Consider the following 25,243-nt stretch of genomic DNA (forward strand, 5'->3'; position numbering starts at 1 on the left):
GGTGGTCGCGGGCTTGTGATTTGCAACTGTATGGGTTGGGTTGTTTAGGAGGAAGATGATGCGTTTCTGGTTCTTTGGGATGGTGCTGGCTTTGGGAGGTGTATTGGCGCAACAAAATCCGGCCCAGCCTTCACAGCCCTCATCCCGGCCGCAAACCCAGGCCAGCCTGTGCGCGCTGCTGCTTGATGCTGGGCGTCCAGAAGCGGCCCTCACAGCCTGTGAGCGTGCCGTCAAGGAGGCGCCCAGCGCAGAAAACCTGTACCTGCTGGCACGGGTACAGTCCGAGCTCAACCGCTTTACGGCGGCCATCGAAAACCTGCGCCGCTCCATTACCCTCAACAGCAGCTTTATCCAGTCGTATGTGGCCTTGGCCCAGGTTTATGTCCGCCAATACCTGCTGGCCGAAAACCGCGAAGCCTCCAAAAATCTGTTGGATCAGGCCCTGAGCATCCTTCGCGAGGCCGAGCGGGTCAACTCCCGATACGCTCCCATCTATGCCACCCGGGGCACGGTCTTGGCCTATCAGAACCGGCTCGACCAGGCGGTTGAATCCATCAATCGTTCGCTCGCCATCAAGGACGAGCCCATAGTCCGGGCCTTGCTGGCAGATATTTATATTCGACAGGGCAAATGGGACGAGGCCCTTAAGAATTACGATGATGCTGTGAAAGCGGCCCCCAAGAACGCTGGTTTGCGGGTCAAGTATGGCAGCTTGCTATTGCTTCGGGGTAATGTAGACCTGGCTGTAGAACATCTCGATCAGGCTGTGATTCTGACCCCTGGCAATGCCGAAGCTTGGTTGCGTCGGGGCGATGCCTACTACGAAAAAAAGGACTGGCAGCAGGCGGGTGTTTCCTATCAGCAGACCGTGGCCCTTTCGCCGGTGCGTTTTCCGGATGCCTATATTGGCTTGGGCCAGGTTTTGATTGAACTTAAGGATTTTCAAAAAGCCCGCTTCAACTTCACCAAGGCCGTGGCCCTGGAGCAGGACAACCCGGTCTACCGTTTCTGGCTGTGCCGCGCCAACGAACTGCTGGGGGATAAAGCCGGTGCGAAGGCCCAGTGTGAACAAGCCCTCAAGCTGCGGCCCGACTTCAAAGAAGCCCAGGACGTACTCAACCGTCTGAAGTAATACCGTTTCCGCTTGAAAAATCCTTCACCGCCTTGCGTAGTCAAAGGTGAAGGATTCAAGCCGACCGAAGGGAGTAGAAGTGCATTCCGGCAGTATCGCTTAGGCTTTCAATAGTGAACGATACTGCCGGAATGCGTATAAGGTGGCTGGGCCTGCAGACAGCGATCTGCAAGTTGGAAAAGATAACGGCTGCAGGCGAATATGGCCCTAACATTTTTCGTAAAGATATTTTCGTGTAAAGCAAAATATTGTACATTGGGCCTATGGCCTGGAAGCTGGAAGCCTGGAACCCCGACTATGCCCTGCCCGAACGGGTTGGGGCCGAAGACGAGGGAAGCGGCCTCGAGGATGTCAAAATCCACTACGAGGGCGACTGGATGGCCCATACGCCACCAAAAATCGAACCCCATGACTGGCCCATCGTGTACCTGGTGGATGGCCGCCAGCGCATAGACGCCCAGATTGCTGATGCAAGGGGGCAGCGGGCCTTGCTGGCTACGGTGATTGCGGGGGCTGTGCTGCGCGACGGCGGGGGTATCCGCCCAGTGGGAGAACCCCTGAAACGCCACATCCTGTTACACAGCAGCGACCTCGAGGAACCCCTACCCCCTGGCCTTAGGCATTATGAGCCCATCAAGACGGCAAAATCCGACCCTGCCAACCTGCGCAGTAAGGTAACCGAGGTGATGCGCCGCCTGGAGGCCAGCCTGGTGAACACGCTCGAGGGCGGCCTGGTGATTGTGGATGGGCAGATTTTCCCCGGTGAGCAGGACTACCGTGAACCCGGACGGCTGCTGGGTTACACCAAGACCCAGGCCGCGACCTACCTTGGGCCGGAGCAGCAAGCCTTATTGTATGACCTACAACCCTACCAGCGCAGCCCCATATTCCAGATTCCGGGCTATGCCCTGAAGCGTCCGCTGGACGTGTTCTCGTGGTACGTGCGCCTGCCCCTGGAACCAAACAGCACCTTCTACAGCGGCGCGGCTCTCCTGCGCATCGAGACCCCCACCGAGGAGCCCAGCGAGGCGGTTCGACTGGCCGATCTTTCGGTCAGCCTGTTTTGCGCCCTGGCCTCCTCACCCGCCAAAGACCCACGCGCACCGCAAAACCTAATCCCCATAGGGGGCCTGGAGCAGTGGCTTGGAAGGCACATGGGGCAGGGTGATGTGGTTCGGCGTAGAATCGTGCAGGCATTGTTTGGATATGTCGGGAGGAAGCTGTGAGACAGGTGGGCATGGTATTGGGTAGCCGCGAAGCAAAGGCCTTGGATTTCTGGGTTGGCGTTGAGGAGGGGCAGTACCTGCGCCTCGACGATCTGGTCTATGTCGAGTTTCGCCACCCCGACCCGCGCAAGGGCGATGAGAACGGCAACGTGCGCTACTACGGCATGGTGGTTGATGTGATCAAGCTCTACGAGGGGAAACCGTTCGACACCGATGTGTTCCTGGCCCAGCGCAACCTGCTACCGGTGAGCCTTTCCTATGTCGCGTACGTGCAGATCACCCGGATCATGCCGGAGGAATACCTGCCCCCCGACCCCGGCGCGCCGGTCTACCTGGCGCAGGGCGACCTGCTCGAGCTGGCGCTGTATTACGACCGGATGCAGGAGCAAAAACTCCCGGTGGGCCTCCTGAAAAACGGTGAGGTGGCCTATGTCAACTTCGAATTCCTAAATGGCTTCAAGGGCGGGCATGTCAATATTTCGGGGGTCTCGGGGGTAGCGGCCAAGACCAGCTACGCCACCTTTTTGCTGCACAGCATCTTTCAGTCTTCCGCCAACCGACAAAAAGCCAACACCAAGGCCCTTATCTTTAACGTCAAGGGGGAGGATCTGTTCTACCTCGACAAGGACAACAGCGGCCTGAACGACGAGGCTAAAGCCGCCTATCAAAAGCTGGGACTGCCCGCCCAGGCCTTCCGGAGCGTGGCCTTCCTGGCCCCGCCTCGCAAAACCCCCGGCGACATCCTGGCCGATGTGGGCCGCCACGATGCCAGCGCTTACCACTGGGACTTGGTGCAGTTCTGCCGCGAGGGGCTGCTGCCGTTTTTGTTTACCGACCGGGGGGCTATGAGCAACCTGGGCTTTCTGATTGACCAGGTGACCGAGCGCCTGCGTCGCCTGGTGGGTGATGAAAAGGGTGGCCAGAAAGGCCCGGCCCTGCAAGTAGATGACTGGACCGACGAGCTTTCGGCCATGGAGGCCGACGTGGCCTTTAACGAATTGGGTAAGCTCAAAGTCACCACCTTTACTGCACTCGTGCGCTACATAGAGTTCAAGCTGCTGGGCCCAGAGACCACTGAAGAGGACGAAAACAAGCGGCTTAAGGGCGATCCACGCTGGACAGCCCGGCAAGCTACCGGAACCCTCGAGGCTTTCGTGCGCCGCCTGCGCGCAGCCATTGGCAACGTCGAGCACCTGATTCGGGGTGATAAGGCGGGCAACCGCCCCAATCCGCTCTCGAGTCAGGCTCAGGTAAGCGTGGTGGATATTCACCAACTCTCGGCGCAAGGGCAGATGTTTGTGGTGGGCTCCATTTTACGTGAGGTGTTCGGGCGCAAAGAGCGCGGCGATTATGCAGGCCGGGTGTTTGTGGTGCTGGACGAGTTGAACAAGTATGCCCCCCGTGACGGCGAAAGCCCCATCAAAGACATTCTGCTGGACATCGCCGAGCGGGGGCGCAGCCTGGGCGTGATTCTGATCGGCGCGCAACAAACCGCCTCCGAGGTGGAGAGCCGGATTGTCGGCAACGCCGCCATCCGGGTGGTGGGCCGCCTCGACGCCGCCGAGGCCGAGCGGCCTGAGTACCGCTACCTGCCCCCATCCTTCCGCCAGCGGGCAGTAATTTTGCCGCAAGGAACCATGATTCTCCACCAGCCCGAGGTGCCCGTGCCGCTGGCCCTCACCTTTCCGCTGCCGGCCTGGGCCATGAAAAAAGACGAGGTGAGTGAGGACGTATCCGCAGAAAAGCTATCCAGACTGATAGATTAAGATGGGTGGGTAGCTCCGTGCAGGTAGCTCTGCCGCCAGACCCGTGAGACTCGGGCACGAGATATCCCTTTGTGGACAGGCAAAACTTACAAGCAGTGCTGCGTATGTATGCCCAGGGGTATTTTCCCCTAGGGATGGAACAGGGAATTGGCTGGTTCGATCAGCGGGCCTACGGTACGCCCTACCGGGCCTTGATGCCCCTGGATGAGCGGTTCCACATTCCCCGTAGTCTGCGCCGGGTGATCAACTCTGGGTGCTTCGAGATTCGGATCAACAGTGATTTTGCGGGGGTGCTCGAGGGTTGTGCAACCCGTGGCTGGTCATACAAAAGCGAGACCTGGATTACCCCCGAAGTGGCCTGGCTCTATCTGAGTCTGCACCGATACGGCTTTGCCCATAGCTTTGAAACCTGGCACAAGGGCAGGTTGGCAGGCGGCATTCTGGGTGTGGCGCTGGGGGCTGCCTTTATCGGCGACAGCATGTTTTACAGTGTTCCCAATGCCTCCAAGGTGGCTATGGTGCGGTTGGTGGAGCATCTGCGCCAGAGAGGTTTCGAGGTTTTTGATGTGCAGGTGCAAAACCCGCACCTAGCGCGTTTTGGCGCAGTGGAGGTGGAGCCGCAGGTTTTCCTGCAACATTTGCATCGAGCCATCGCCAAGCCGGTTAGGTTTACAGAGAAAGTAGGATAGAGCCCATGAAAGCAACCCTTCCGCTTCACACCTTCTCCCTGGTGGCCCGCGACCCTGATACCGGCGATCTGGGGATTGCGGTGGCTAGTAAATTTCTCGCAGTCGGTTTTCTGGTGCCTTGGGCCAAAGCGGGCGTGGGCGCAGTGGCGACCCAATCCTACGTTAACCCCGGTTTTGGCCCTACCGGTCTAGCCTTGATGGAAGCGGGTGCGGGCCCGGAGGATATTTTGGCCGTATTTGCTCGCAACGATCCCGAGTTGGCCAAGCGCCAGTTTGGCTATGTACTGGCTACCGGCGAGAGCCTGAGCTACACCGGGCAGGAGTGCCATGCTTGGGCGGGCAGCCGCTGGGGGTCCGACTACGCGGCCCAGGGCAATCTACTAGCAGGGCCAGAGGTGTTGGAGGCGCTCGAGCGCACCTTTCTGCAGCGTGCCGATCTGCCTTTTCCCGAACGGCTTCTGGAGGCGCTGCTGCAGGCCGACCGGGCTGGGGGCGACCAACGTGGGCGACAATCGGCCGCCTTGCTGGTGGTCGGCCAGGGGAAGGGCTACGGCGGTATGGAACGCTGGATTGACCTACGGGTAGACGACCATCCCGACCCGGTGGTGGAGTTGCAGCGGTTGCTAGGGATTCATCGGCTGCTCTTTGGGGCGGGTGAATCCAGCAGACCATTGAGCACTGAGGAAGTCGTTTGGATTCAGACCTTATTGCACCGCCACGGGTACTACACCGGGGCCATTAGCGGTCAGTGGGATCAGGCTACCGAGCAGGCTTTTTCGGCCCTCATCGGGCGAGAGAACCTCGAAGAACGATACCAGGGTGGCCCAGCCCTGGACGAGACGGCCTTGCGGTATCTTCAGGAGAAATTTGCATGAAAAGCCCTGTACAAGGTGCAGGCGGGGTGCTTTTTAACCCCAAGGGCCAGGTTTTGTTAATTCGAGATCGTCAGGGATACTGGTGTTTTCCCAAAGGACACCCCGAGGCAGGGGAAAACCTTCACCAGGCGGCACTGCGCGAAGTAGAAGAAGAGACTGGGATCAAGGGCAGGGTCAAGCAAGCGCTTTCGATGACCCGCTACACCAACAACAAGGGAATTGCCAGAGAAATCCATTGGTTTTTGATGGAGGGCCAGGGCAGGATTCAACTGGAAAAAGGGCTTTATGGAGCAGGTTTTTTCGATCTGGATGAGGCCCGGCGACTGCTGGCCTTCCCCGAGGACGTGGAACTGTTGGAAGAAGCGTTAAGGCATATTCAAGAGAAAAATTTCGGCATAGACTGAGCCCTAGCAAGGAGCAAGCATGGCTGTTTACCGTCTGGATGAACACGCACCCCAAATTCACCCTACCGCCTTCATTGCGCCCAATGCCGTGATCGTCGGGCAAGCGGAGATTGGCGAGAACGCTTCGGTCTGGTTTGGTGCGGTGGTGCGCTCGGATACCGAGAAAGTGGTGATAGGTGCAGGTAGCAACGTGCAAGATGGTGCAATTTTACATGCCGATCCGGGGGATCCCTGTATTCTGGGACAGAACGTGACGGTGGGCCACCGCGCAGTGGTACATGGAGCGATGGTGGAGGACGGCGCACTCATCGGCATTGGAGCGGTGGTGCTCAACCAGGCTAAGGTGGGCAAAGGGGCCATGGTGGGTGCTGGAGCAGTAGTCCCGCCAGGTATGGAAATTCCCGCGGGTATGCTGGCGATTGGTATTCCGGCTAAGGTGCGCGGCCCAGTTGAGCCGACGCAGAATGCCGAGCGTTACATGGACCTCTCCCGCCACTACCTGGCCCACCTTTCGCCGATTACTCCAATTGGTCGCTACCAGATTACCTTGCGAGGGCAGGATGCCCTCAATCCATTCAGCGATCTACATTTACAGCTCAAGCGGGGTGAACCGGAGGCGCTAACGGCCCTGAAAGCCATTGTGGACGGACGTGTCGGTGATACCAAACCCGAGATTCTGCATGAATTGGTACGCGAGGGCCTGATTCGTCAGATATGAGTAGGGCTGCTCATTCTTTGTTTAGAAATCTTCTGTTCTAGTGCAGCCCTCGAGTACACTGGTATAGAAGTGATAGCGTTGGGCAGTCGGCCAGGAACCCTGCAACCTGTAGCAAAGCTCGGGTTGGTAGGGGTGGTCTTGCTTACCTCGCTGCTGTTTGGCCTGCGGGGAGTGGTGATGTTCTCGCCAGAACCCGTTCGGGTGCAGCAGCATGAAACAGCACACCAACACGATACCGGAAAGACCCATCCCCACCATGAGCACTGCCCTTTGTGCTTTTTGCAGATGGTGTTACCTTGGTTGATTCCAGACCTTGGCCTCTGCCAGCGGGTCTTTTTTGCACTTCGGTTGTGGTTAGGAGAAACCCATGCCAAAGACGAGTTTCTGAAGGCCATAGCGGCTCGAGGGCCGCCAGACTTTGGTATGCGGCTTTGAATGCTTGTGTATTCCCAATCGTTGGTTGTGTGGACACGCTCAATGCCTGATTCGTGCCATTCATATATAAACAGTCGCGGGTAGATGTTGGAAGCTGTGACAAGTAGCTATGGGGCTTTGCAACCTGACAAGACGGGTTGCTTTACTGGGCCCCTCTGTTCTAGCCGCTTCACAAGGAAAACGTAATGAGAATTTTTTGGTTTTGTTTGGTATGGATGGGTGTAGTCTTAGCTCATGCCGAATACCGAAGCTCGATACCCACAGCGGGTGCTACGCTCAAGACAGCGCCCAGTGTTGTAACCATCAACTTCAGCCAGGCCGTGGAGGTGCGCCTTTCTACCTTCAAGGTCTACCTGCTAAGCGCTCCCCCGGAAACCTGGGGCAGTTCTACACGGCTCAAGCGTCTGGCCCGCCCCTTGGTCCAGCAGGTGTTGCCCCTTCGTAACGACGGCTCCCGCCGCGTGGATACAGGGGTCACCACCACCGCCCGCACCAGCAAGACCGTAACCCTGTCCCTCAAGCCGGGCCTGAAGCCGGGGGCCTATGTGGTGATGTGGAAGAACCTGGGGGTGGATGGCCATACCGAGACCGATTTCTTCGTGTTTGTCTACAGGCCATCTTAGCGTTCTGGTGGTCTATCGGGTATTGGGGAGACGCTCTAAGTGCTTGGCTGCGGAAACCCCGCTGGGCATTCAGCCCTCAACTGACCCCAATCACTGAACTGCTATGCCCCACGAACACGACAATACCCTCTCGATTCTGCGGGCTGTCCTTTACCTGGGGGTGTTCATGCTGCTGGGGGGTGGGGTGTTCAGCCGGTATGTGGGGCCGGAGGCGGCCAGGGCCCAGCGCTGGCGGCTGTGGTACCTGCTTTCGGGGGGTTTTTTGCTGGCCCTGGGGGCTACCCTCTATGGCGTGTATCACCTAACCTGGATGCTGGGCGATACCTCGCTTTTGCTCAGTTACCTGCTCGAGACCTCCCAGGGCAACTGGCTGCTGTTGCGGCTGGGGCTGTTGCTGGGTTTGCTGTTTCTGTCCATGGGCTGGTTTCGCCTGGATCGCTGGCTCTATCCCCCGCTGGCGCTGGGGCTCCTTTTCACCCTCACCCTCACCTCGCATGCCGCTGGGGGCGGGCTTGTGCAGATCTTTGCCGGGCTTGTGCACCTGGCATTCGGGGCGGCCTGGGGCGGGGGCGTGCTGGCCTTGGCGGTGGCCTGGCCGGGCACGAAGTACGAGGCCATTCTGCGGGCCATTCAGCGCCTTTCGGCCCTGGGCCTGGGTGCGGTGGTGCTGGTGACGCTGATGGGTTTGTACCTGTCCTGGGTTCGGCTGGGTGAGGTGGCCAACCTGTGGGGCAGTGCCTACGGCCAACGCCTGCTGCTCAAGCTGGGGCTGGTGGGGCTGGTGGTGGGCCTGGCGGCGGTCAACCGGCTGCGGCTTTTGCCCCGGCTGCGGGAGAAGCGGGCCAAGGGTTTGCAGACGGTGAGCCTCGAGGCCGCCTTGCTGCTGGGGGTGCTACTGGCCAGTGGTTTCCTGGCCACCACCGAACCGCCCCCCCCAGCCAGCCAGGCCGCACCCCGCCTCATCAACATCGCCGAGACCCTGGGCGACCGGCGCTACACCGGCCAGTTGTTTAGCCAGGGCAGCCTGATTCACCTATACTTAGATCTACGCGATGCCTCAGGCAATCTGCTCGAGGGGGGGCCTACGCTGAGAGTTCGAGCCGTAAACGGCACCGAAGTTCGCGAGGATACCCCGGTTCCTTTCTACAAGTCGCAGTATCACACTGCGCTGATCGCCGAAAAACCCGGCGAGTGGCTCATCACGCTAGAACTGCCGGATAAGACCCTCGAGTTTAGCTTGAGTGTGATGCGTTAAGCGCCGTTTCACACGATTCTGTGCTTTGGTTTGCTAACCTCAAAGAAGGAGTGGTTGTCATGAACAGATGGTTTCTCTCCCTCGTACCATTGCTATTGACCGGTGTCATGGCTGCGCCGGTTGAACTCAAGATTAACCTGCGGATTGGCGATCAACCGATGCAATTTGGTCAGACCTACCAGACCCCGCAGGGTCAGCGTTACCAGATTGACATGCTCAAGTTTTATATCTCCGATCTGGCGTTGGTGCGCCCCGACGGTAGTGAGGTCAAGGTAGATGGGTTGGTGCTGGCCGACTTCAAACGCGATGCCCCGACGCAGGGAGTGAGTGTAGTGAAGATGGACGTGCCCGCTGGACAATACCGGGGCATTCGCTTCAATGTGGGTGTACCCCGTGAACTTAATCACCTCGATGCAGCAACTCAGCAACTACCCCTGGGGGTGAACTCCGGCATGTACTGGGCCTGGAACCCCGGCTACATCTTCTACAGGCTCGAGGGTAGGGCCCTGCTGCCCGAAGGCAGCCCCAAATGGGTCATCCACATGGGCACCGATACCTTCCGTCTACCGGTGCGCCTGCACGACCTCCAGACCCGGCGCGTGCAGATCAACATCCCCTCCGGTGGCGGATCCATCTTGCTCAACCTGGACGTGGCCAAGGCCTTCGAGCCGGGGCCGGGTGGGGTTTTTTTGGATTGGCGCAAGCAATCCCTGCGCCAACTCCACGGCCTGGGCCCCGAAACTGCCCTTCTGATGTCGGTGGTGTACTTCAACATGCAGTCGGCCTTCTCGCTGGCCCAGTAGCCTCGAGGTGATGTGTATGCGACGGCGTCCAATGGTATGGGTGGGGCTCCTGCTGGGGGTGGGCCTGCTGGGCTGGTACTTCTGGCCCCGCACCGCTCCGCCGCCCCCTGTGGCCGAGCCGCCGCCCCCGCACCCCTCCAGCCCACGCATTGTTTTTGCTGAGCGGAGCGTGCCCATCCCCGAGGACAACCCCCAGACCCCGGCCAAGGTGGCGCTCGGGCGCAAGCTCTTCTACGACCCCCGACTTTCCAAGGACAACACCATCGCCTGTGCAAGCTGCCACCGGCCCGAGTTCGCTTTCAGCGATGGGGGTAAGCCGGTGAGTACCGGCATCTTTGGCCGTCAAGGTATCCGCAACGCGCCCACCCTGACCAACGTGGGCTTCCGTCGGCACCTGTTCTGGGAAGGCCGCTCTCCCCGGCTCGAGCTCCAGGCGGTGGGCCCCCTGACCGCCCACGACGAGATGGGCCTCGAGCCCGAGGAGCTCGCCCAGAGGCTCCAGGCCATCCCCGAGTACGCCCAGGCCTTTCGGGAGGTCTTTGGCGAGCCCCCCAGCCTCAGGGCTGTTACCTACGCTATCGCGGCCTTCGAGCGCACCCTGCTTTCGTACGATAGCCCCTTCGACCGCTACCAGGCCGGCGACGACCAGGCCCTGAGCCCGGCCGCCCTGCGGGGGATGGAGCTTTTCTTAAGCGAGAAGGGCGACTGCTTCCACTGCCACGTGGGCACCGACTTCACCGACGATGAGCCCCGCAACACCGCCCTCTACACGGTCTACAAGGACATCGGGCTGGCCCGTGCCACCGGCAAGGACGAGGACGTGGGCAAGTTTAAAACCCCCACCCTGCGCAATGTTGCGCTCACTGCCCCCTATATGCACGACGGCTCCATCCGAACCCTGCGGGAGGTTGTCCAGCACTACAACCGCGGTGGCGAGCCCAACCTCAATGCCGACGCCCTCATCCGGCCCCTGGGCCTCACCGACCAGGAAGTAGACGATCTGGTGGCCTTCCTGGAGGCCCTCACCGATACGAGTTTTATCACCAACCCAGCCTTGCTGCCGCCCGGCGGAAAGGGAAGTACACCATGAGGTATGCTCGAATGTTTGTTCTGCTGCTCGGTCTGGGGTGGGCCTGGGGCCACCCGTTTGAGGGCAGCGGGGGCTATGTGCAGGGCCAGGTAGACTTTGAACCCAACGACGCCCCGCCCATCGCCGGCAAGGCCACGGTGGCCTGGATTGAGTACATCCAGGTGGGCGGTCTGCCCATCAAGCCACAGGACTGCTTTTGTACGCTGCTTTTTTACCAAGGCCGGGTAAGCGCCACCGCCCAGCCCGACGCCCAGGTGCGCTTGCAGCCCAACCCACGCACTGGGCGCGTGGAAGGGGTGGTGACCTTCCCCAAACCCGGCCCCTACTTTCTGGTGCTCATGGGGCGGCCCCTGCCGGGCAAGCGGGTTCCGCCTTTTATCATGCAGAGCATCATCCAGGTCTTGCCGCCCCCGACAGGGCGGTAGAGTGGGCCTTGCTTCCGCAGAGCGTCAATGGGTTCTCGAGCGGGTAAACGTGGTTAGTGGCGAAGCCTGCTTCAGGGGCGGTATCACCTTCTACCACACGGACAGCATCTGCTTGGACTGCTGGAGACCATTCCGTAAAGAGCCAGCCGAACCTGGTAGCAACTGTAGACCTTCCTTCAGTCTGGACGCGGAATTTGCGGCGTAATGGTAACGACTCTAATGACGCACAGGAGGACATGGTGAGAAGACTGGTCTGGTTGCTCTTGCTGGTGCTGCTGCTGCCAGGGGCTTTGGCTCAGCAGCTCCGTGAACAGATCCGCAAATATACCCTCGACAACGGCTTGAGGGTGCTGATGGTGCCCGACAAGACCGCCCCGGTGATCCACTTCAACCTGATGTTCGATGTGGGTGGGGTGGACGAGGCACCCGGCCTGGGGGGCATTGCCCACATGGTCGAGCACATGGCCTTTAAGGGCACGCCCAGCATTGGCAGCCTAGACTGGGCCAAGGAAAAAGCCGCCCTCGAGGCCATTGACAAAGCCCGTGCCGATCTGGATCGCGCCATTGCCAACCGGGCTTCGCAGGAGGAAATCCAGCGCCTTACAACAGCCTTCAACCAAGCCCGTGAAGAGGCTAAGAAACTGGCCTTGCCAAACGCCATTGACCAGCTCTTTACCAACAATGGCGAGCAGGGCCTGAACGCCTCCACCGGCTACGACCGCACCGACTACCGGGTTTCGCTCCCCTCCAACCGCCTCGAGCTCTACCTGCGGGTCTATGCCGACGTGATGCTGAACGCGGTTTTCCGCAGCTTCTACGAAGAGGCCGACGTGGTGCTGGAGGAGCGCCGTCAGCGCAGCGAGAACGACCCCAACGGAGCCTTGAGCGAAGCATTTCTGCGCGCTGCTTTCCAGGTACATCCCTACGGCCGCCCGCTGATTGGTAGCCGTGAGGAGATTCAGGGCTACCGGGTGGATAAGGCCATGGAGTTCTGGAAGACCCACTACCACCCCAACCGGGCGGTGCTGGTGATGGTAGGGGACGTGGAGCCCGAACGGGATATCCAGTTGGTGCGCCGCTATATGGGGGTGATCCCCAGAGGCCCCGAGCGCCCCAACCTGAACATCCCCGCTGAGCCGCCCCAGACCGCCGAGCGTCGGGTGAGCATCGAGTACAATGCCCAGCCCAGCCTGCTGATTGGCTTCCACAAGCCCACCTACCCCAACCGCGAGGCCTACGTGATGGATATGATTGATTCCATCCTGACCGAGGGCCGTACCAGCCGCCTGTTCCGCCGCCTGGTTCTCACCGAACAAGTTGCGCTCAATGTCAGTTCAAGTTCATCCTCGCCAGGCTTCCGCTATCCCAACATGTTTACCATCTCGGCCCAGCCCCGCGCTCCGCGTACCACCCAGGACCTGGAACGCATCATCTACGAGGAATTAGAACGCCTCAAAAACGAGCCAGTCACAGCCCAGGAACTGCAACGGGTGCGCAACCAGACCCGCGCGGCCTATCTGAGGGTTCTGCAAGGCGGGCCTGGCCTGGCCCAGACCCTGGCTTTCTACGAGCTGTTCTTTGGCGGCTACCAGCGCATCTTCGAAGAAGAAGCCATCTACAACGCCATCACTGCCGAGGAAATTCAGCAAGCGGCCCGCAAGTACTTTACCCCGCAAAACCGCACCGTCGCCACCCTGGTTACGAGAGGAGCCAGCCGATGAAAGCTTTGGGAATGATGTTCGTGGGTCTTCTGGCCTGTTTTAGCCTGGCTCAGGGAGGCGTACCTGCCGACTGGCCCGACCCCTTCAAGCTGCAATTCCAGCGCCTACAACCTACTGCTATCCAGCCTACTCGAGTGCAGCTTTCCAACGGCGTGACGGTCTTGCTCATTGAAGACCGCACCCTTCCCTTCGTGACGGGGCGCATTTACCTGCGGGCTGGTTCGATCTATGAACCTGCCGATAAAGTGGGTATGAGCGGGATTTTCTCCAGTGTGATGCGCACTGGCGGAGCCGGCAACCGCAGCGCTGACCAGATTGATGAGACCTTAGAAACCCTAGCCGCCACGGTAAGTGTCAACACCGATAACCTCTTCACCTCGGTAGCGTTCAACACCCTGACCGAGAACCTGGATCAGGTGCTCTCGATTTGGGCCGATGTGTTAATCCGCCCCAGTTTTGCTCAGCAGCGGCTGGACTTGGAAAAGGGGCGGGCTCTGGAGGCTATCCGTCGCCGCAACGACCAGCCCACCCAGATTGCCGTACGCGAATTCCTGCGCCGCATCAACGAAGGGCACCCCTCGGGGCTGGTCAGCAGTGCAGCCTCTATCCAGTCCATCACCCGCGACGACCTGGTGGCTTTTCACCAGCGCTTCTTCAAGCCCAATGTGGCAGTGATGGCGATTACCGGCGACTTCAACACCCAGGAAATGACCGCCAAGCTGGAACGGGCTTTACAGGGCTGGCAGCGCGGAGAGGTGGCCCTCCCCACCTTTGCGTCGCCCAGCCCCAAGCCCAGCATCTACTTTGTGCAGAAGGAGACCAACCAGAGCGTCATCTACATGGGCAACCCCACCGTCACCGCTTATGCCGGTGGCTACAGCGAGCTGGATCTGGCCAGCCGGGTGCTGGGGGATGGCTTTAACAGCCGGCTCTTCCTGGAAGTCCGCACCAAGCGTGGCCTGGCCTATGCCACCGGTGGGGCCCAGACCCAGGGCTTCGGTTGGCCGGGCTTCATTTACGGGGCCTCGATCTCGAGGGTTGAGAAAACCGCCGAGGTTATCGAGATCATGCTCCAACAGTTCCGCGACCTGCAAAGCCGTCCTGTGTCGCAGGAGGAGCTCGAGCTCTTCCGCAACAACATCCTCAATGCCGAGGTCTTCCGCTTTACCTCCAAACAAGCTGTTGCGGAGCGAATCGCCCGTACGCAGATGCTGGGCCTGCCTGCCGACTACTACGAGCAGTACGTGCGCCAGATTCAGGCCGCTACCCCGGCCGATTTGCAGCGGGTGATGCAGCAGTATGTGCGTCCGGAGCAGTTTGTGATTGTGGTGGTGGGCGACCAGCGCCAGTTCGACAAGCCGCTCTCGAGCCTGGGCAACGTGGTGGAGGTACCGCTGGAATAACCGCCCCTATCCAAAGACCTATTGATAGCGTATTATCAGTAAATATGGCCGCGCTGGCGGTGCAGATTGAGCAGTATTCGGTGCGCTTTGGCGAGTTCCAGGCGCTGCAAGAGGTGAGCCTCGAGGTGCCTGAAGGGGCTTTTGTGGCTATGGTGGGCCCCAACGGGGCCGGCAAGAGCACCCTGCTCAAGGCCCTGCTGGGCTTGGAGCGGGGCTCCATGCGCGACGGCCCCACCCGGGTTTCCGGGCGCATCCGGGTCTTTGGTCATCCGCCCCGTGAGGTGCCGCCCGGCTGGGTGGGCTACGTGCCGCAGGTCAAAGGCTTTGACCGCAGCTTTCCAGCCCTGGCCATCGAGGTGGTGGTCTCGGGTCTGCGGCGGCACTGGCCCTTCCGGATTGGCCAGGAGGAGCGCCGGCAGGCCGCCGAGGTGCTGGAAAAAGTGGGGGCCCTGCACCTGGCCAACCGCCGGCTGGGCGGGCTCTCGGGGGGCGAGCTGCAGCGGGTTTATCTGGCCCGGAGCCTGATCCGCCAGCCCCGGCTGCTGCTGCTGGATGAGCCCGCCACCGGGGTGGATGTGGTCGGGGAGGCCGACCTGTACCGCCACCTCGAGGCCTACCAGGCCGAAAGCGGGGCCACCATCCTGATGATCACCCACGACTGGGAGGCCGCCCAGCACCATGCCTCGGCGGTGCTGGTGCTCAACCGGCGGGTGGTGGGCTACGGCCCGCCCGAAAAAGTGCTCTGCCACGAGTGCCTGAGCCAGGCCTTTGGGCACGTGGGTCACGCCCACCAGGTGGTCTTGGGGGGGCGCTAGGATGCTCGAGGCGCTTCAGCTTCCCTTTATGCAACGGGCCCTGCTGGCCGGCCTTCTGGTAGGCGGGCTGGCCAGCTACCTGGGCGTCTTGGTGGTACAACGCCGCCTCTCCTTTCTGGGGGATGGCCTGGCCCACGCGGCCTTCGCCGGGGTGGCGCTTGGGCTACTTCTGCACGAGGAGCCGCTCTGGGTAGCCATACCTTTCGCGGTGGGGGTCTCGCTGGCGATCACCTGGGTGCGCGAGCGCAGCAACCTGGGCGACGATACCGCTATAGGCATCTTCTTCGCGGTCTCGGTGGCTTTGGGGGTGCTCTTTATGTCCATGCGCCAGGGCTTTGCCCCCGACGCGGTGGCCTACCTGTTCGGCTCCATCCTGACCGTTACCCCAACCGACCTGCGGGTGATGGGCCTCATCGCCCTGGGGGTGGCCCTGCTGGCTCCGATGTGGCGCTACTGGGCCTATGCCACCTTCGACCGCGAACTGGCCCTGGCCGACCGCCAGCCGGTGATGCTCCACGACTACCTGCTTTCGGCCCTAATTGCCCTGGTGGTGGTGGTCTCGGTCAAGGTGGTAGGGATTGTTCTTATCGCGGCTTTTATCGTTATCCCTGCCGCCACGGCCCGCTTGCTGAGCCATACTTTTGCAGCCATGACTTTGCTTTCATTGGCGATAGGGATTCTATCGGTCATTCCAGGACTGGTTGTATCGTATGTCCTGGATGTCCCGACCGGCAGCGTGATTGTGCTGGTGCAGGCCCTGCTCTTTGGACTGGCCCTGTTGCTACGTCGGTAGGGGCAATTGCCATTGCAGGCGTCGTTTAGCCTGTCGAAGCTGAGATGCGCATATTTTCGCAACGGCTGTAATAAACAGGATGGTGCCGTTGTTGCTGGCGGCGGCTCTATTTTGTCTGCTGTTGCTGGGCCTCAGGTTTTGGCCCGTATTTGCTCAGGATGGTTTCGCGGGTGATGTATACCACCTCGGCGGGGGCGCTGAAGAGATGGCGAGCCACCTCGCCCCGGTAGAGCCAGGCAAACCAGGCTGTGGTCAGTTTGGACTGGAGCTCGAGGGCCTTCGGGACGGGGTGGGTCTGAAAACCCAGGGTGCGTGCCCCTTGTCCCAGATAGCTGTAGCCGAATAAAAATTTCACCTCAGGATGCTCTTCTAAAAACTGCACGATCTCCTTGAAAGTTTCTCGAAAAGCCCGCAAGACCTGCATGGTGGTCATGTCGGCCATGCGGGCCGATTCGAAGTGGATGTGCGCGCAGGGAGTCCCCTTTGGATACCCAGGCAGGTTGGGCCCAGGGTAGGGCTGGAGTTCCAGCCGCATGATGTGGTTGTAGCGATGACCCACCTTGATGCTGCCCACCCGTCGGTCGTAGCGTTCCTCATGGCCCTGGTTGACGCGAATAAGCCCCTGGCGCGGCCCCAGCGGCTTCAGATCCAGTTCATCCATGCGAACCATCTGGTATCCATTTTCCACCAGCCTGGGCAGCAGGATTTCGAGCACCTCCAACGTGAGCTTAGGGCCGTCGTGGAGCAGCAAGACCGAGCCCCCCTTCACATAGAACATCATTCGATGGACGAGTTGCTCAGCGTGCCTGTTAAGCCAGTCTTGGGATTCTACGTCCCACAGAGCAATCTGTTTTCCATGCAGCCGGGCAAACAGGTGCGTGAAGGGTGAATGAATGCCCCAGGGGGGGCGGTAAAGCTTGCCCGGACTTTTGCGAATTTGCACCCATTCGGTCCAGGGGGCCATCAAAATAGCCGGGCGGTGCCAGTAACCGTGGGCTTCGATCTGGTGTCCGGCCTGCCGGATTTTCTCGACCAGCTCGGGTCTTTGTTCGGCCCTTTGTCCGGTCAGGAAGAAAGTGGCGTTCGCACGGTATTTTTCGAGCAGTTTTAGAATCGCCTCGGTTTGTTCCGAGGGGCCATCGTCAAAGGTAAGGGCAATCCTGGGATCGGCGCGGTTGCCCCAGACCAAAGCCCCCAGGCCCATCCAACGTCCCAGGATTTCTGCCAGCGCATAAGCCAGCAGGACTAATCCTGCGAAAGAACCAACTAGGGTTGCGGCATCCACCAAGGCCTCCAAAGTGCTATTACATAGAACACGCTCAGCACCAACATGATGACTCCACCCACAAAGAAAGGCGCATTGCTGGCAATGGCGGCTGCCAAAACCCCTCCCACGGCAGGGCCAATGGCATGGCCCAGCCCCTCAACGGTCATCAGAGTACCCCAGGCGGCTGCTCGGTTGTTCTCGGGCAACAAGCGCACCACCAGCGCATTCCAAGCGGGGCCAAAGCAACCAAAGCCAATCCCACCGATCACGGCCAGCAGCAATAAGACGGATAGCCCAGGCTTGAGGCCCAGGCCAATCATGGCCATGCCGATGAGCACCAGCCCCACGATCAGCAGCTCACGGGGGCTTTTGCGGTCGGCGTGACGGCCAGTCCAGATCAGCAAAATGGTGGAAATAACCCCTCCCACCACAATCAGCACGGTTATCCAGAACATGCTCAGACCAAGGCTCTGGGCATATTTGAGAATGTAAAAGCTAAACAACGCGGGGGCAAAGGTTTGCCCGAAAGCCGCGGGAATGAACAACAAAAGTCGGCGCCACGGGTAGAGTTCCTGGCGGGGTGGGCGTACCCTTTCGGGACGGAAAATCAGCGAAAGGCCAATCAGGATGACGGCAATCTGCGCCCACTCGAGGATGTTCAGAGCCAGGCCGGGGTTGACCTTGGTCACAAAGCCTATCCCCAGCACCCCAATACCTGTCCAAGGCGTGGTTAGCATGTTGGTCAGGGTCACGGCCCGGCCTTCCCGTCCTTGTACCGCTACCTGGCTGCTCAGGGTTAGCAGGCCCGGAAAGATGGCGGAAAGCGACACACCCCAGACTAGGCTCAGACCGAAGAGCAAAATGGGAGACTGCGCATAAGGCGTGACCAGCAGGGCGACCAACCCCACGCCACCCCCCACCAGCGTCACGATGCCCATCCCGAGCTTTTGCGAAAGATAGCCGCCCAGGCTTTTGCTGAAGCTGTCCGATAGCAGGTGAATGCTCCAGGCGGTGCCGATCACGGCCAGGGTAAAGCCCAGATGCCCCCCGTGAATGGCCAGATAACCCGCATAGAATCCGTTGCGCACTCCTTCCAGCAGCCCCCACGCCAGTATGAGTCGGGCTACTGCCGATAAGCCTTTGAGGCGCCAGGGGGAGAGACGTTGTAACTTGAGGCGCACGCATTAGAGTATACCTGTGCGCATCTCTGTGGTAATTCCTGCCCGAAATGAAGAAAAATTCATTGTAGGGTGTTTGCAGGCTCTAAAGCGCCAGACCCTGCCACCCGACGAAATCATCGTGGTGGATAATGGCTCCACCGACCAAACCGCAGCGCTGGTGATGGATACGGGGGTCAAGCTGGTTCGGTGCCCCACCCCAGGGGTTGCGGTCGCCCGCCAGGCGGGGCTGGAAGCCGCGACCGGCGACTGGGTGGCTACCACCGACGCCGACAGCAGACCGGTAGCGGGTTGGCTCGAGGCCCTGCGACCCCATATGGAAAGCTGCATCGCCCTTTATGGCCCCTTGCGTATGTTTGGCCTTCCAGCCTGGCAAGAGGGGCTCACCGAGCTGGGCTACGGTGTTTTTCTGAAGATGATGATGCTTCTGGGTAGGCCCAACCTGGCCGCTGCCAACATGGCCTTTCATCGTCAGACCGCCCTGGAACTGGGGGGCTACCCAGTGGTGGAAGCGGCTGAGGACGTGATTCTGGGCTCGCGCCTGAAGGCCCAAGGCCGCGTATGCTACGTGCGCGATGCCCTCGTGCTCACTTCGGCGCGGCGGGTCAAGGGCGGCTGGACGAAATTTTTTCTACAGCAGCTCAAAAACCTTAGTGGGAACCCGTCGGGGTACTTTGAACCAAGGTAGGGGCAGGTAGTTGGATACGCATTCCTTCATCTTTGACTACGCAAGGCGGTGAAGGATTCAAGCGGAAACGGTTTGACAGCCGTTCGGTTCAGCCAGGGGAAGCTTAGCCGAAGTGGCAGGTACTGTGAACGAGTGGCTATTTGAGTTCGGGCAGGGTTTGAAAACCCTCGAGCCAGCCTTTCCAGATGGGTTTGATACCCTGTGGGCCCTTATTTAGGAGGCGCACCGCGAACACCCCCAGGCTATTCAGTAGCCAGTAGGTTTTGCCAAGGGGCCCAAAGGCGTCCGAGCGCACCAACCAGGCCCGGTTGCGGGCCTCGAGGTAAAACACCTCGTCCGAGGCGTTGATCGCCGAGCTATAGGGGTTGCGGGTTTTGTGCACCACCAGGCTGTCTCGCACCAGGTAGCCCACCCCCCGGCGCAGCAGGCGCCCGCTGTACTCGAGGTCGTCGTTGTACAGAAAGTAGGCCGCTGTCGGAAGTGGATGGCTTTGGGCGGCCCGCAGATTGACCAGCATGGAGGCATAGGTGCCAAAGCGAACCGGCATCAGGCCATGGGAATGTGCTTTGAGTATGAGCCCCGGCTTGCGGAGATCCGGCCAGGGTACACCCATGGGATGGACACGCTCGTCTACCCAGAGCAGGCGGCTTAGCAGAAGGTTGGGCTCGGAGCCGATACCTCGAGCCCGCTCCAGCCCCTCCAAAAGTTTCTGGAGGCTGTCGGGCCTTGGGTGGGCGTCGTCGTCGAGGAGCCAGATCCAGTCGAAATCCCTTCGGCAGGCCTCGGCCAGACCAAAGTGAAAACCTCCTGCCGCGCCAGAGTTGGTTTGCAAGCGTATGTGCTCGACTGGGTACTGGGCCACAAGCGCGGGGGTGCCGTCGGTAGAGGCGTTATCTATGACCAGCGTGTGGTCCGGCTTACGGGTTTGGGCTGCCAGCAAGTCGAGGCAGTCTTGCAGCAGGTGCTTGCGGTTGTGGGTGACGATCAGGGCCAATATTCGCTCATTCATAAATCTTTTTCAACGTCAGTTGCGAGGCGAATCTCATCAGCTATGCGAGGTATCGCCCCCGGCCGACCAATTCGCTCAGGGCCTTCCTGGCGAGCCTCTTCTCGAGCCTGGGCATCCGATAAGAATACTCTGACTGCTTCGGCGATGTGAAGAGCGCTGGCTTCCACCAGCCGCATGGCCTTGCCCAGTAGCCGGCTTTGCCGCAGGGCGTTGGGGTAGATGTACTGCGGCCCTGGGGTGGGGAAGGCCACCACCGGGATACCCATCCCGGCCGCCTGTTCGTTGGCGGTGCCGGCCGTGCCGATAGCCACATAGCCCACGTGCAGGATGGCCGAAAAAGCCCCCCGCAAAAGCCAGACCTGTTGGCCGTTGTGATGGGCGATGGCGGTCTGCTCGTCCCGAATATCCAGCGCCCAGCCCTCGGCCAGCGGTACGTTGGTAAAGCTGCCTGCCCAGGCCACCAGGGGCTGCAGCTCGGGTAGCAGTGCTGCGCTTTGCAGCATGAGGGGCAGGCTATAGCGCACATCGGCCCGGGTGCCGGGCAAGAGCACCAGCACCTTGCGCCCGTCCAGCAGTCCGTTCAGGTCGCGCTCAGGAGGGCCCAGGGTGTCCATAGCCATACTGCCCACAAAACGGGCCTTATGCATGCCAAGCTGCTGGGCCCGCTGCTCACTGAGCCTGTCCCGCACGTATACGGCCCGTACAAAGCGGTGCATCCAGCGCTCGTAGAACATATAGTCTTCGGCGGCAAACTGGTTGGGCTGGCGCAACCGTTCCCAGACACTTCGTCCTGCCGAGTAATGGTGCGAAATTTGAGGCTGAAGATGGAACAGGGGCAGCCGCCCCCAGTCCGAGGCCAGCACCCCCACGGCCAGCGCGTAGGCATCCCCTACCACCGCAACAGCCCGCACCTCGCGACGGGCAAGCTGGGCCGCGCGGATTTGCAAGACGATTTCTTGCAGAAAACCGGCCTGCAGGTCGGCCAGCAGGTTTTCCAGGCTGTTGAAGGGAAAGCCCCCCGAGGGCATCTGTTTGCGCGGCCCCAGGATGCGCTCGACGCGGCCTTCGTAGCGCTTGCCGGGGCCTACCAGGGGCAGGGCAGCCAGCCGCAAGCCCTCCAGGTGCTGGCAGAGGGTGGCCCCAATCAGGTCTTCGGCGTTGCCGCCCGAGATGATAAGTACGTCGGTCATGGTGTTTTGGGAGGTGGGCTGGTGAACCCCTGTTCGAGAAAGAGTTGATCAAAAGCGAAAGCCTGGCGGATGTTTTGCTCTCGCATCCACAAAAAGCTCACCCAGTCTACCAGGCTTACCTCTCGACGCCCGGCGCTAAGCAAGGCAGCCAACGCCTGCTGATGCAGGGCCAGGCTCACAGGGTATAAGGCTATCACGCCCATTAACGCCTCGAGCGCGCGCACGGCTTCTATCCCCAGCCGACGCTGTACCAGGGCAGCGGTTTCTATCCCTACATAGGTGTGTGTGCAAAGGGGCTCACCTTCTTCCAGGAGCATCTCCCAGCGTTCTTTGGCTTCTGGATGGTTTTGGTCGTCCCGATCTAGAAGGGCATACAGGGCCGAGGTGTCAACGAGGGTCAAAGGCCTCCTCCAGGTAGCGGTCGTGGTTTTTGCTCACATCCTGCAAACCCGAAGCAAAGCGCCCCACCACGCCCAGGGCCTGTTCATTGCGCCAGCGGTAGGCTTTTTGCTTTTCTTCTAACATACTATCCACGGCCCTGCGCACGGCCTCGGCAACGGAGATCCCCTCGCGGTGGGCTATTTCCCGTAGCTGCTGCCATTGTGCTTCCTCGAGCTGAATCTGGGTGCGCACCATGCTTAAATGATAACATTAGATGCCACAATGATGGCATTCACCCGCTAGAACCACCGGTAGTGCAATCGGCGCTGCCCCTGTAGACTGGAGCCGATCCCCCCAGGTTTTCCTGGTGGGCTTTGATGATTTGTCATGAACCTTACCGAGCCCTCTGTTCTGAACCGCTACCTGCCCGGCCTGCCCCAGGTGGCCCGCGCGCTGATCTTTGCCCAGCACCCAGGCCCCCGGGTGCTGCTCTGCCCCGAGGAGCGGCTGGGTTTGTACGCCGACCTGGGCGCACTGGGGGTCTCGGCCTATGTGAACCCTGGTCTGGAGGCCATCGGCGAGGCCGGGGTGGTGGTGATGAGCTACCGCGAGGCCCTCGAGGGCTTTCCGGCCCGGCCCGAAGACTGGCGGCTGGTGCTCGAGGTGGGCCGCCGCTACCTGCGCGACGAGCTGCTAGAGCGCCTTTTGCGCATGGGCTATCTGCGCGAGGAGGACTACCGCGTACAGGGAGAGGTGCTCGAGCTGGGCGAGGTGCGCCTCGAGTTCTTTGGCGACGAGCTGGAGGTGCTCAAGGTGGACGGCCAGCCCCGGCGGCGCCACGTCCTCACGGCCCGCGCAGGCAAGGCCGAGACCTGGGACTCCCACAAGATTCTGCACTTCCCCGGCCCGGTCTTCCTCGACACCCCGGCCCTGGCCCCGGAGGCCCTGTGGCCTTTGCTGGCCGGGCGGGATCGGGTGGCCTTTGGCCTGGGGGGGCCCGAGCTGCCCACCTTATCCCTGGGCTACCAGCCCCTGCCCCCCTACCGGGCTCGTATCTCTCAGTTCGTCCAGGATGTGCAAACCTGGCTCGAGGCCGGTTTTGCGGTGGTCTGGTTTTACCGCCACGCCAAAAGCCGCAGCTACCTGCTCGCCAAGCTACAGGCCCAGTACCCCGACCTGGCCGTGCTCTCCACCCCCACCCTCGGCCCCCGGCCCGGCAGCCTCAACCTGGTTCCGGCCTCCTTCGAAGGGGCTTTCCTCGAGCCCGAGCGCCGCACCGCCTACCTGAGCGAGGCCCACCTCTACGCCTTTGGCGGGGCCGAGGTGCTGCGCAGCCGTAGGCTGCTCCTGGGCGAAGAGACCGACCCCGGCGCCCTGGCCGTGGGCGACTACCTGATCCACCCCGAGCACGGCATTGGGCAGTACCTGGGCCTCGAGACCCGCGAGGTGCTGGGGGCCCAGCGCGACTACCTGGTGCTGCGCTACGCCGGCGAGGCCCGCATGTACCTGCCGGTCGAGCAGCTTCCGCTCCTGAAGCGCCACCCTGGCACCACCGACGACCCCCCGGCGCTTTCCTCGCTGGGCAAGGGCGAGTGGAAGCGGCGCCGCGAAAAAGCCGCCAAAGACGCGGAAGAACTGGCCCAGCGCCTGCTGGTGCTGCACGCCAAGCGCGAGGCCGCGCCGGGACGGGCTTTTGGGCCGCTGCCCGAGTGGGATGCTCTGATTGAGCAAAACTTCCCCTTCGAACTCACCCCCGACCAGCAGAAGGCCCTCGAGGAGACCCTGCGCGACCTCGAGGCTCCCCGGCCCATGGAACGCCTGATCTCGGGCGACGTGGGCTTTGGCAAGACCGAGGTGGCCCTGCGGGCGGCCTTCCGGGTGGTGGGGTATGGGGCCCAGGTGGCGGTGCTGGTGCCCACCACCCTATTGGCCGAGCAGCACAAAGAGACCTTCCAGAAGCGCCTGGCGGGCCTGCCGGTGCGGGTGGCGGCCCTATCGCGCTTCACCTCCGAGCGCGAGGCCCGCGAGGTGCTGCGGGGCCTCGAGCAGGGCACAGTAGACATCGTGATCGGCACCCACCGGCTGCTCTCGCCCGACGTGCGCTTCAAAGACCTGGGCCTATTGGTAGTGGACGAGGAGCACCGCTTCGGGGTGGGCCAGAAGGAGCGCATCCGCGAGCTCAAAGAGGCCGTGGACACCCTTTACCTCTCGGCCACCCCCATTCCCCGCAGCCTCTACAGCGCCCTGGTGGGCTTGCGCGACCTCAGCAGCATCCAGACCCCGCCCCCCGGACGCAAGCCCATCCGCACCCTGCTGGCCCCCTACGACCCGGCCCTGGTGCGGCAGGGCATCATGGACGAACTCGAGCGCGGCGGCAAGGCCTTCTATGTGCACGACCGGGTGGCCACCATCCTGGCCCGGCGGCGCTACCTGGAAGCCCTGGTGCCCGAGGCCCGCTTTGGGGTGGTGCACGGGCAGATGCCCGAGGCCCTTGTGGAGGAGACCATGCTGGCCTTCGCCGAGGGGGCCTTCGATGTGCTTTTAGCCACCACCATCATCGAGTCCGGCCTCGACATCCCCGAGGCCAACACCATCCTGGTCGAGCGGGCCGACAAGCTGGGCCTGGCCGCGCTCTACCAGCTCCGGGGCCGGGTGGGGCGGCGCGACCAGGAGGCTTGGGCCTATCTCTTCCACCCCCTGCGCCTCACCGAAGGGGCCGAACGCCGTCTGGCCGCCATAGCCGACCTCTCCGACCTGGGCTCCGGCCATCTGCTGGCCGAGAAGGACATGGAGATCCGCGGGGTGGGCAACCTGCTGGGCCTCGAGCAGCACGGCCATATCCGCGCGGTAAGCCTGGAAGTCTATACCGAACTGCTCTCCGAGGCCATCCGCAAGTTGAAGGGCGAGCAGGCCGAGCCTGAGCGCCACGTGACCCTCGACCTCCAGCTCTCGGCCCGGCTCTCCCCGGAGTACATCCAAAGCCCCGCCGCCCGCAGCCGCTACTATGGCCGCCTGGCCGAGACCCGCAACCTGGCCCAGTTGTCCCGCATCGCCAGAGAGCTCAAGGAGCGCTACGGCCCGGCCCCCCAGGAGGTGGAGAACTTCCTGGCCCTTACCCGCCTGCGCCTGCTGGCCGAGGGCCGGGGGGTGGTCTCCATCACCGAGGACATGCTGCACCTGCAAATCGCCTTCCAGACCTCCGCCCTCGACTACGACGCCAAAGCCCTGCGGGCCCTGCCCTTCCGGGTCGAACCCACCCAGTACCCCCCCGGCTTTCGCATCCCCAAAAAAGGCCTGCGCCCCGAGGGGTATGTGCAGGCCCTGAGCGAGGTGCTGTACCTGGTGGGTTGATGTGTA

The 25,243-nt window shown here is 61.5% G+C and carries 25 protein-coding genes; 19 read left to right on the plus strand and 6 right to left on the minus strand.

What is annotated here, in order from left to right; genetic code table 11:
* Nucleotides 1-55: 55 nt before the first annotated feature.
* From WKI89_RS12820 to WKI89_RS12900, 17 genes are all read left to right on the plus strand, one after another.
* Nucleotides 56-1,132 (plus strand): tetratricopeptide repeat protein, encoded by a 1,077-nt coding sequence (locus WKI89_RS12820; RefSeq protein ID WP_337870209.1) that lies wholly within the window; start codon nt 56-58, stop codon nt 1,130-1,132.
* Nucleotides 1,133-1,395: 263 nt separating this feature from the next.
* A complete protein-coding gene (locus tag WKI89_RS12825; protein WP_337870211.1) occupies nt 1,396-2,358 on the plus strand; it encodes a hypothetical protein in 963 nt (320 codons plus the stop codon).
* On the plus strand, nt 2,355-4,124 hold the full coding sequence (locus tag WKI89_RS12830; protein WP_337870213.1) for an ATP-binding protein: 1,770 nt from the start codon (nt 2,355-2,357) through the stop codon (nt 4,122-4,124). The genes WKI89_RS12825 and WKI89_RS12830 overlap by 4 nt, the downstream gene beginning before the upstream one ends.
* 104 nt (nt 4,125-4,228) lie before the next feature.
* Nucleotides 4,229-4,813 (plus strand): leucyl/phenylalanyl-tRNA--protein transferase, encoded by a 585-nt coding sequence (gene aat / locus WKI89_RS12835; protein WP_337870309.1) that lies wholly within the window; start codon nt 4,229-4,231, stop codon nt 4,811-4,813.
* 5 nt (nt 4,814-4,818) lie between these two features.
* Nucleotides 4,819-5,688 (plus strand): DUF1028 domain-containing protein, encoded by an 870-nt coding sequence (locus WKI89_RS12840; RefSeq protein WP_337870215.1) that lies wholly within the window; start codon nt 4,819-4,821, stop codon nt 5,686-5,688.
* Nucleotides 5,685-6,092: an NUDIX hydrolase gene (locus tag WKI89_RS12845; protein ID WP_337870217.1), complete on the plus strand. Its 408-nt coding sequence runs from the start codon at nt 5,685-5,687 to the stop codon at nt 6,090-6,092. Before WKI89_RS12840 ends, WKI89_RS12845 begins: the two co-directional genes overlap by 4 nt.
* 19 nt (nt 6,093-6,111) lie before the next feature.
* A complete protein-coding gene (locus WKI89_RS12850) occupies nt 6,112-6,810 on the plus strand; it encodes a gamma carbonic anhydrase family protein (protein WP_337870220.1) in 699 nt (232 codons plus the stop codon).
* A gap of 69 nt (nt 6,811-6,879) precedes the next feature.
* Nucleotides 6,880-7,245, plus strand: coding sequence for a DUF2946 family protein (locus tag WKI89_RS12855; RefSeq protein ID WP_337870222.1), 366 nt, complete (start codon nt 6,880-6,882; stop codon nt 7,243-7,245).
* Between the two features lie 215 nt (nt 7,246-7,460).
* Complete coding sequence (locus tag WKI89_RS12860; RefSeq protein WP_337870224.1) at nt 7,461-7,868, plus strand: copper resistance CopC family protein; 408 nt, start codon at nt 7,461-7,463, stop codon at nt 7,866-7,868.
* 103 nt (nt 7,869-7,971) lie between these two features.
* Entirely contained in the window at nt 7,972-9,123 is a 1,152-nt protein-coding gene (locus WKI89_RS12865) for a CopD family protein (RefSeq protein ID WP_337870226.1), read from the plus strand.
* Between the two features lie 59 nt (nt 9,124-9,182).
* Nucleotides 9,183-9,926 (plus strand): MbnP family protein, encoded by a 744-nt coding sequence (locus WKI89_RS12870; protein ID WP_337870228.1) that lies wholly within the window; start codon nt 9,183-9,185, stop codon nt 9,924-9,926.
* 16 nt (nt 9,927-9,942) lie between these two features.
* A complete protein-coding gene (locus WKI89_RS12875; RefSeq protein ID WP_337870229.1) occupies nt 9,943-11,016 on the plus strand; it encodes a cytochrome c peroxidase in 1,074 nt (357 codons plus the stop codon).
* An 11-nt stretch (nt 11,017-11,027) separates the two neighbouring features.
* Complete coding sequence (locus WKI89_RS12880; protein WP_337870231.1) at nt 11,028-11,441, plus strand: hypothetical protein; 414 nt, start codon at nt 11,028-11,030, stop codon at nt 11,439-11,441.
* A 236-nt stretch (nt 11,442-11,677) separates the two neighbouring features.
* The gene (locus tag WKI89_RS12885) at nt 11,678-13,162 is read left to right on the plus strand and encodes a pitrilysin family protein (RefSeq protein ID WP_337870233.1); all 1,485 of its coding nucleotides are present in this window, start codon (nt 11,678-11,680) and stop codon (nt 13,160-13,162) included.
* Nucleotides 13,159-14,565 (plus strand): pitrilysin family protein, encoded by a 1,407-nt coding sequence (locus WKI89_RS12890; RefSeq protein WP_337870236.1) that lies wholly within the window; start codon nt 13,159-13,161, stop codon nt 14,563-14,565. The genes WKI89_RS12885 and WKI89_RS12890 overlap by 4 nt, the downstream gene beginning before the upstream one ends.
* 44 nt (nt 14,566-14,609) lie before the next feature.
* Nucleotides 14,610-15,380, plus strand: coding sequence for an ABC transporter ATP-binding protein (locus tag WKI89_RS12895; protein ID WP_337870238.1), 771 nt, complete (start codon nt 14,610-14,612; stop codon nt 15,378-15,380).
* Nucleotide 15,381: 1 nt separating this feature from the next.
* Complete coding sequence (locus WKI89_RS12900) at nt 15,382-16,173, plus strand: metal ABC transporter permease (RefSeq protein ID WP_337870240.1); 792 nt, start codon at nt 15,382-15,384, stop codon at nt 16,171-16,173.
* Between the two features lie 106 nt (nt 16,174-16,279).
* Here WKI89_RS12900 and WKI89_RS12905 read toward each other — a convergent pair whose 3' ends face one another.
* Both WKI89_RS12905 and WKI89_RS12910 read right to left on the minus strand, forming a co-directional pair.
* A complete protein-coding gene (locus WKI89_RS12905; protein ID WP_337870242.1) occupies nt 16,280-17,458 on the minus strand; it encodes a polysaccharide deacetylase family protein in 1,179 nt (392 codons plus the stop codon).
* The gene (locus WKI89_RS12910) at nt 17,440-18,621 is read right to left on the minus strand and encodes an MFS transporter (RefSeq protein WP_337870244.1); all 1,182 of its coding nucleotides are present in this window, start codon (nt 18,619-18,621) and stop codon (nt 17,440-17,442) included. Before WKI89_RS12910 ends, WKI89_RS12905 begins: the two co-directional genes overlap by 19 nt.
* Nucleotides 18,622-18,637: 16 nt before the next feature.
* Between WKI89_RS12910 and WKI89_RS12915 the strand changes: the two genes are divergently transcribed.
* Nucleotides 18,638-19,306: a glycosyltransferase family 2 protein gene (locus WKI89_RS12915; RefSeq protein ID WP_337870246.1), complete on the plus strand. Its 669-nt coding sequence runs from the start codon at nt 18,638-18,640 to the stop codon at nt 19,304-19,306.
* A gap of 136 nt (nt 19,307-19,442) precedes the next feature.
* Here the strand turns inward: WKI89_RS12915 and WKI89_RS12920 are convergent, their stop codons facing one another.
* Genes WKI89_RS12920 through WKI89_RS12935 form a run of 4 tightly spaced genes read right to left on the minus strand, consistent with a single transcriptional unit; the run spans nt 19,443 to nt 22,141 of the window.
* Nucleotides 19,443-20,315, minus strand: coding sequence for a glycosyltransferase (locus WKI89_RS12920; protein WP_337870248.1), 873 nt, complete (start codon nt 20,313-20,315; stop codon nt 19,443-19,445).
* A complete protein-coding gene (locus tag WKI89_RS12925; protein WP_337870250.1) occupies nt 20,312-21,505 on the minus strand; it encodes a lipid-A-disaccharide synthase-related protein in 1,194 nt (397 codons plus the stop codon). The genes WKI89_RS12920 and WKI89_RS12925 overlap by 4 nt, the downstream gene beginning before the upstream one ends.
* Nucleotides 21,502-21,906: a PIN domain-containing protein gene (locus tag WKI89_RS12930; RefSeq protein WP_337870252.1), complete on the minus strand. Its 405-nt coding sequence runs from the start codon at nt 21,904-21,906 to the stop codon at nt 21,502-21,504. The genes WKI89_RS12925 and WKI89_RS12930 overlap by 4 nt, the downstream gene beginning before the upstream one ends.
* Nucleotides 21,893-22,141 (minus strand): ribbon-helix-helix domain-containing protein, encoded by a 249-nt coding sequence (locus WKI89_RS12935; RefSeq protein WP_337870254.1) that lies wholly within the window; start codon nt 22,139-22,141, stop codon nt 21,893-21,895. Before WKI89_RS12935 ends, WKI89_RS12930 begins: the two co-directional genes overlap by 14 nt.
* 132 nt (nt 22,142-22,273) lie before the next feature.
* On the opposite strand from WKI89_RS12935, the gene mfd reads away from it, so the two are divergent.
* Nucleotides 22,274-25,237 carry a transcription-repair coupling factor gene (gene mfd / locus WKI89_RS12940; protein WP_337870256.1) on the plus strand — a complete coding sequence of 988 codons (2,964 nt, stop codon included), beginning with the start codon at nt 22,274-22,276 and terminating at the stop codon, nt 25,235-25,237.
* Nucleotides 25,238-25,243: the final 6 nt, after the last annotated feature.

It is taken from the genome of Meiothermus sp. (genome assembly GCF_037443965.1).
Lineage (GTDB): Bacteria > Deinococcota > Deinococci > Deinococcales > Thermaceae > Meiothermus.

Coding starts and splice junctions, on each gene's coding strand:
- WKI89_RS12820 (WP_337870209.1), top strand. CDS start 56: ATGATGCGTTTCTGGTTCTTTGGGATGGTGCTGGCTTTGGGAGGTGTA.
- WKI89_RS12825 (WP_337870211.1), top strand. CDS start 1,396: ATGGCCTGGAAGCTGGAAGCCTGGAACCCCGACTATGCCCTGCCCGAA.
- aat (WP_337870309.1), top strand. CDS start 4,229: ATGTATGCCCAGGGGTATTTTCCCCTAGGGATGGAACAGGGAATTGGC.
- WKI89_RS12840 (WP_337870215.1), top strand. CDS start 4,819: ATGAAAGCAACCCTTCCGCTTCACACCTTCTCCCTGGTGGCCCGCGAC.
- WKI89_RS12845 (WP_337870217.1), top strand. CDS start 5,685: ATGAAAAGCCCTGTACAAGGTGCAGGCGGGGTGCTTTTTAACCCCAAG.
- WKI89_RS12850 (WP_337870220.1), top strand. CDS start 6,112: ATGGCTGTTTACCGTCTGGATGAACACGCACCCCAAATTCACCCTACC.
- WKI89_RS12860 (WP_337870224.1), top strand. CDS start 7,461: ATGGGTGTAGTCTTAGCTCATGCCGAATACCGAAGCTCGATACCCACA.
- WKI89_RS12865 (WP_337870226.1), top strand. CDS start 7,972: ATGCCCCACGAACACGACAATACCCTCTCGATTCTGCGGGCTGTCCTT.
- WKI89_RS12870 (WP_337870228.1), top strand. CDS start 9,183: ATGAACAGATGGTTTCTCTCCCTCGTACCATTGCTATTGACCGGTGTC.
- WKI89_RS12875 (WP_337870229.1), top strand. CDS start 9,943: ATGCGACGGCGTCCAATGGTATGGGTGGGGCTCCTGCTGGGGGTGGGC.
- WKI89_RS12880 (WP_337870231.1), top strand. CDS start 11,028: ATGTTTGTTCTGCTGCTCGGTCTGGGGTGGGCCTGGGGCCACCCGTTT.
- WKI89_RS12885 (WP_337870233.1), top strand. CDS start 11,678: ATGGTGAGAAGACTGGTCTGGTTGCTCTTGCTGGTGCTGCTGCTGCCA.
- WKI89_RS12890 (WP_337870236.1), top strand. CDS start 13,159: ATGAAAGCTTTGGGAATGATGTTCGTGGGTCTTCTGGCCTGTTTTAGC.
- WKI89_RS12895 (WP_337870238.1), top strand. CDS start 14,610: ATGGCCGCGCTGGCGGTGCAGATTGAGCAGTATTCGGTGCGCTTTGGC.
- WKI89_RS12900 (WP_337870240.1), top strand. CDS start 15,382: ATGCTCGAGGCGCTTCAGCTTCCCTTTATGCAACGGGCCCTGCTGGCC.
- WKI89_RS12920 (WP_337870248.1), bottom strand. CDS start 20,315: ATGAATGAGCGAATATTGGCCCTGATCGTCACCCACAACCGCAAGCAC.
- WKI89_RS12925 (WP_337870250.1), bottom strand. CDS start 21,505: ATGACCGACGTACTTATCATCTCGGGCGGCAACGCCGAAGACCTGATT.
- WKI89_RS12935 (WP_337870254.1), bottom strand. CDS start 22,141: ATGGTGCGCACCCAGATTCAGCTCGAGGAAGCACAATGGCAGCAGCTA.
- mfd (WP_337870256.1), top strand. CDS start 22,274: ATGAACCTTACCGAGCCCTCTGTTCTGAACCGCTACCTGCCCGGCCTG.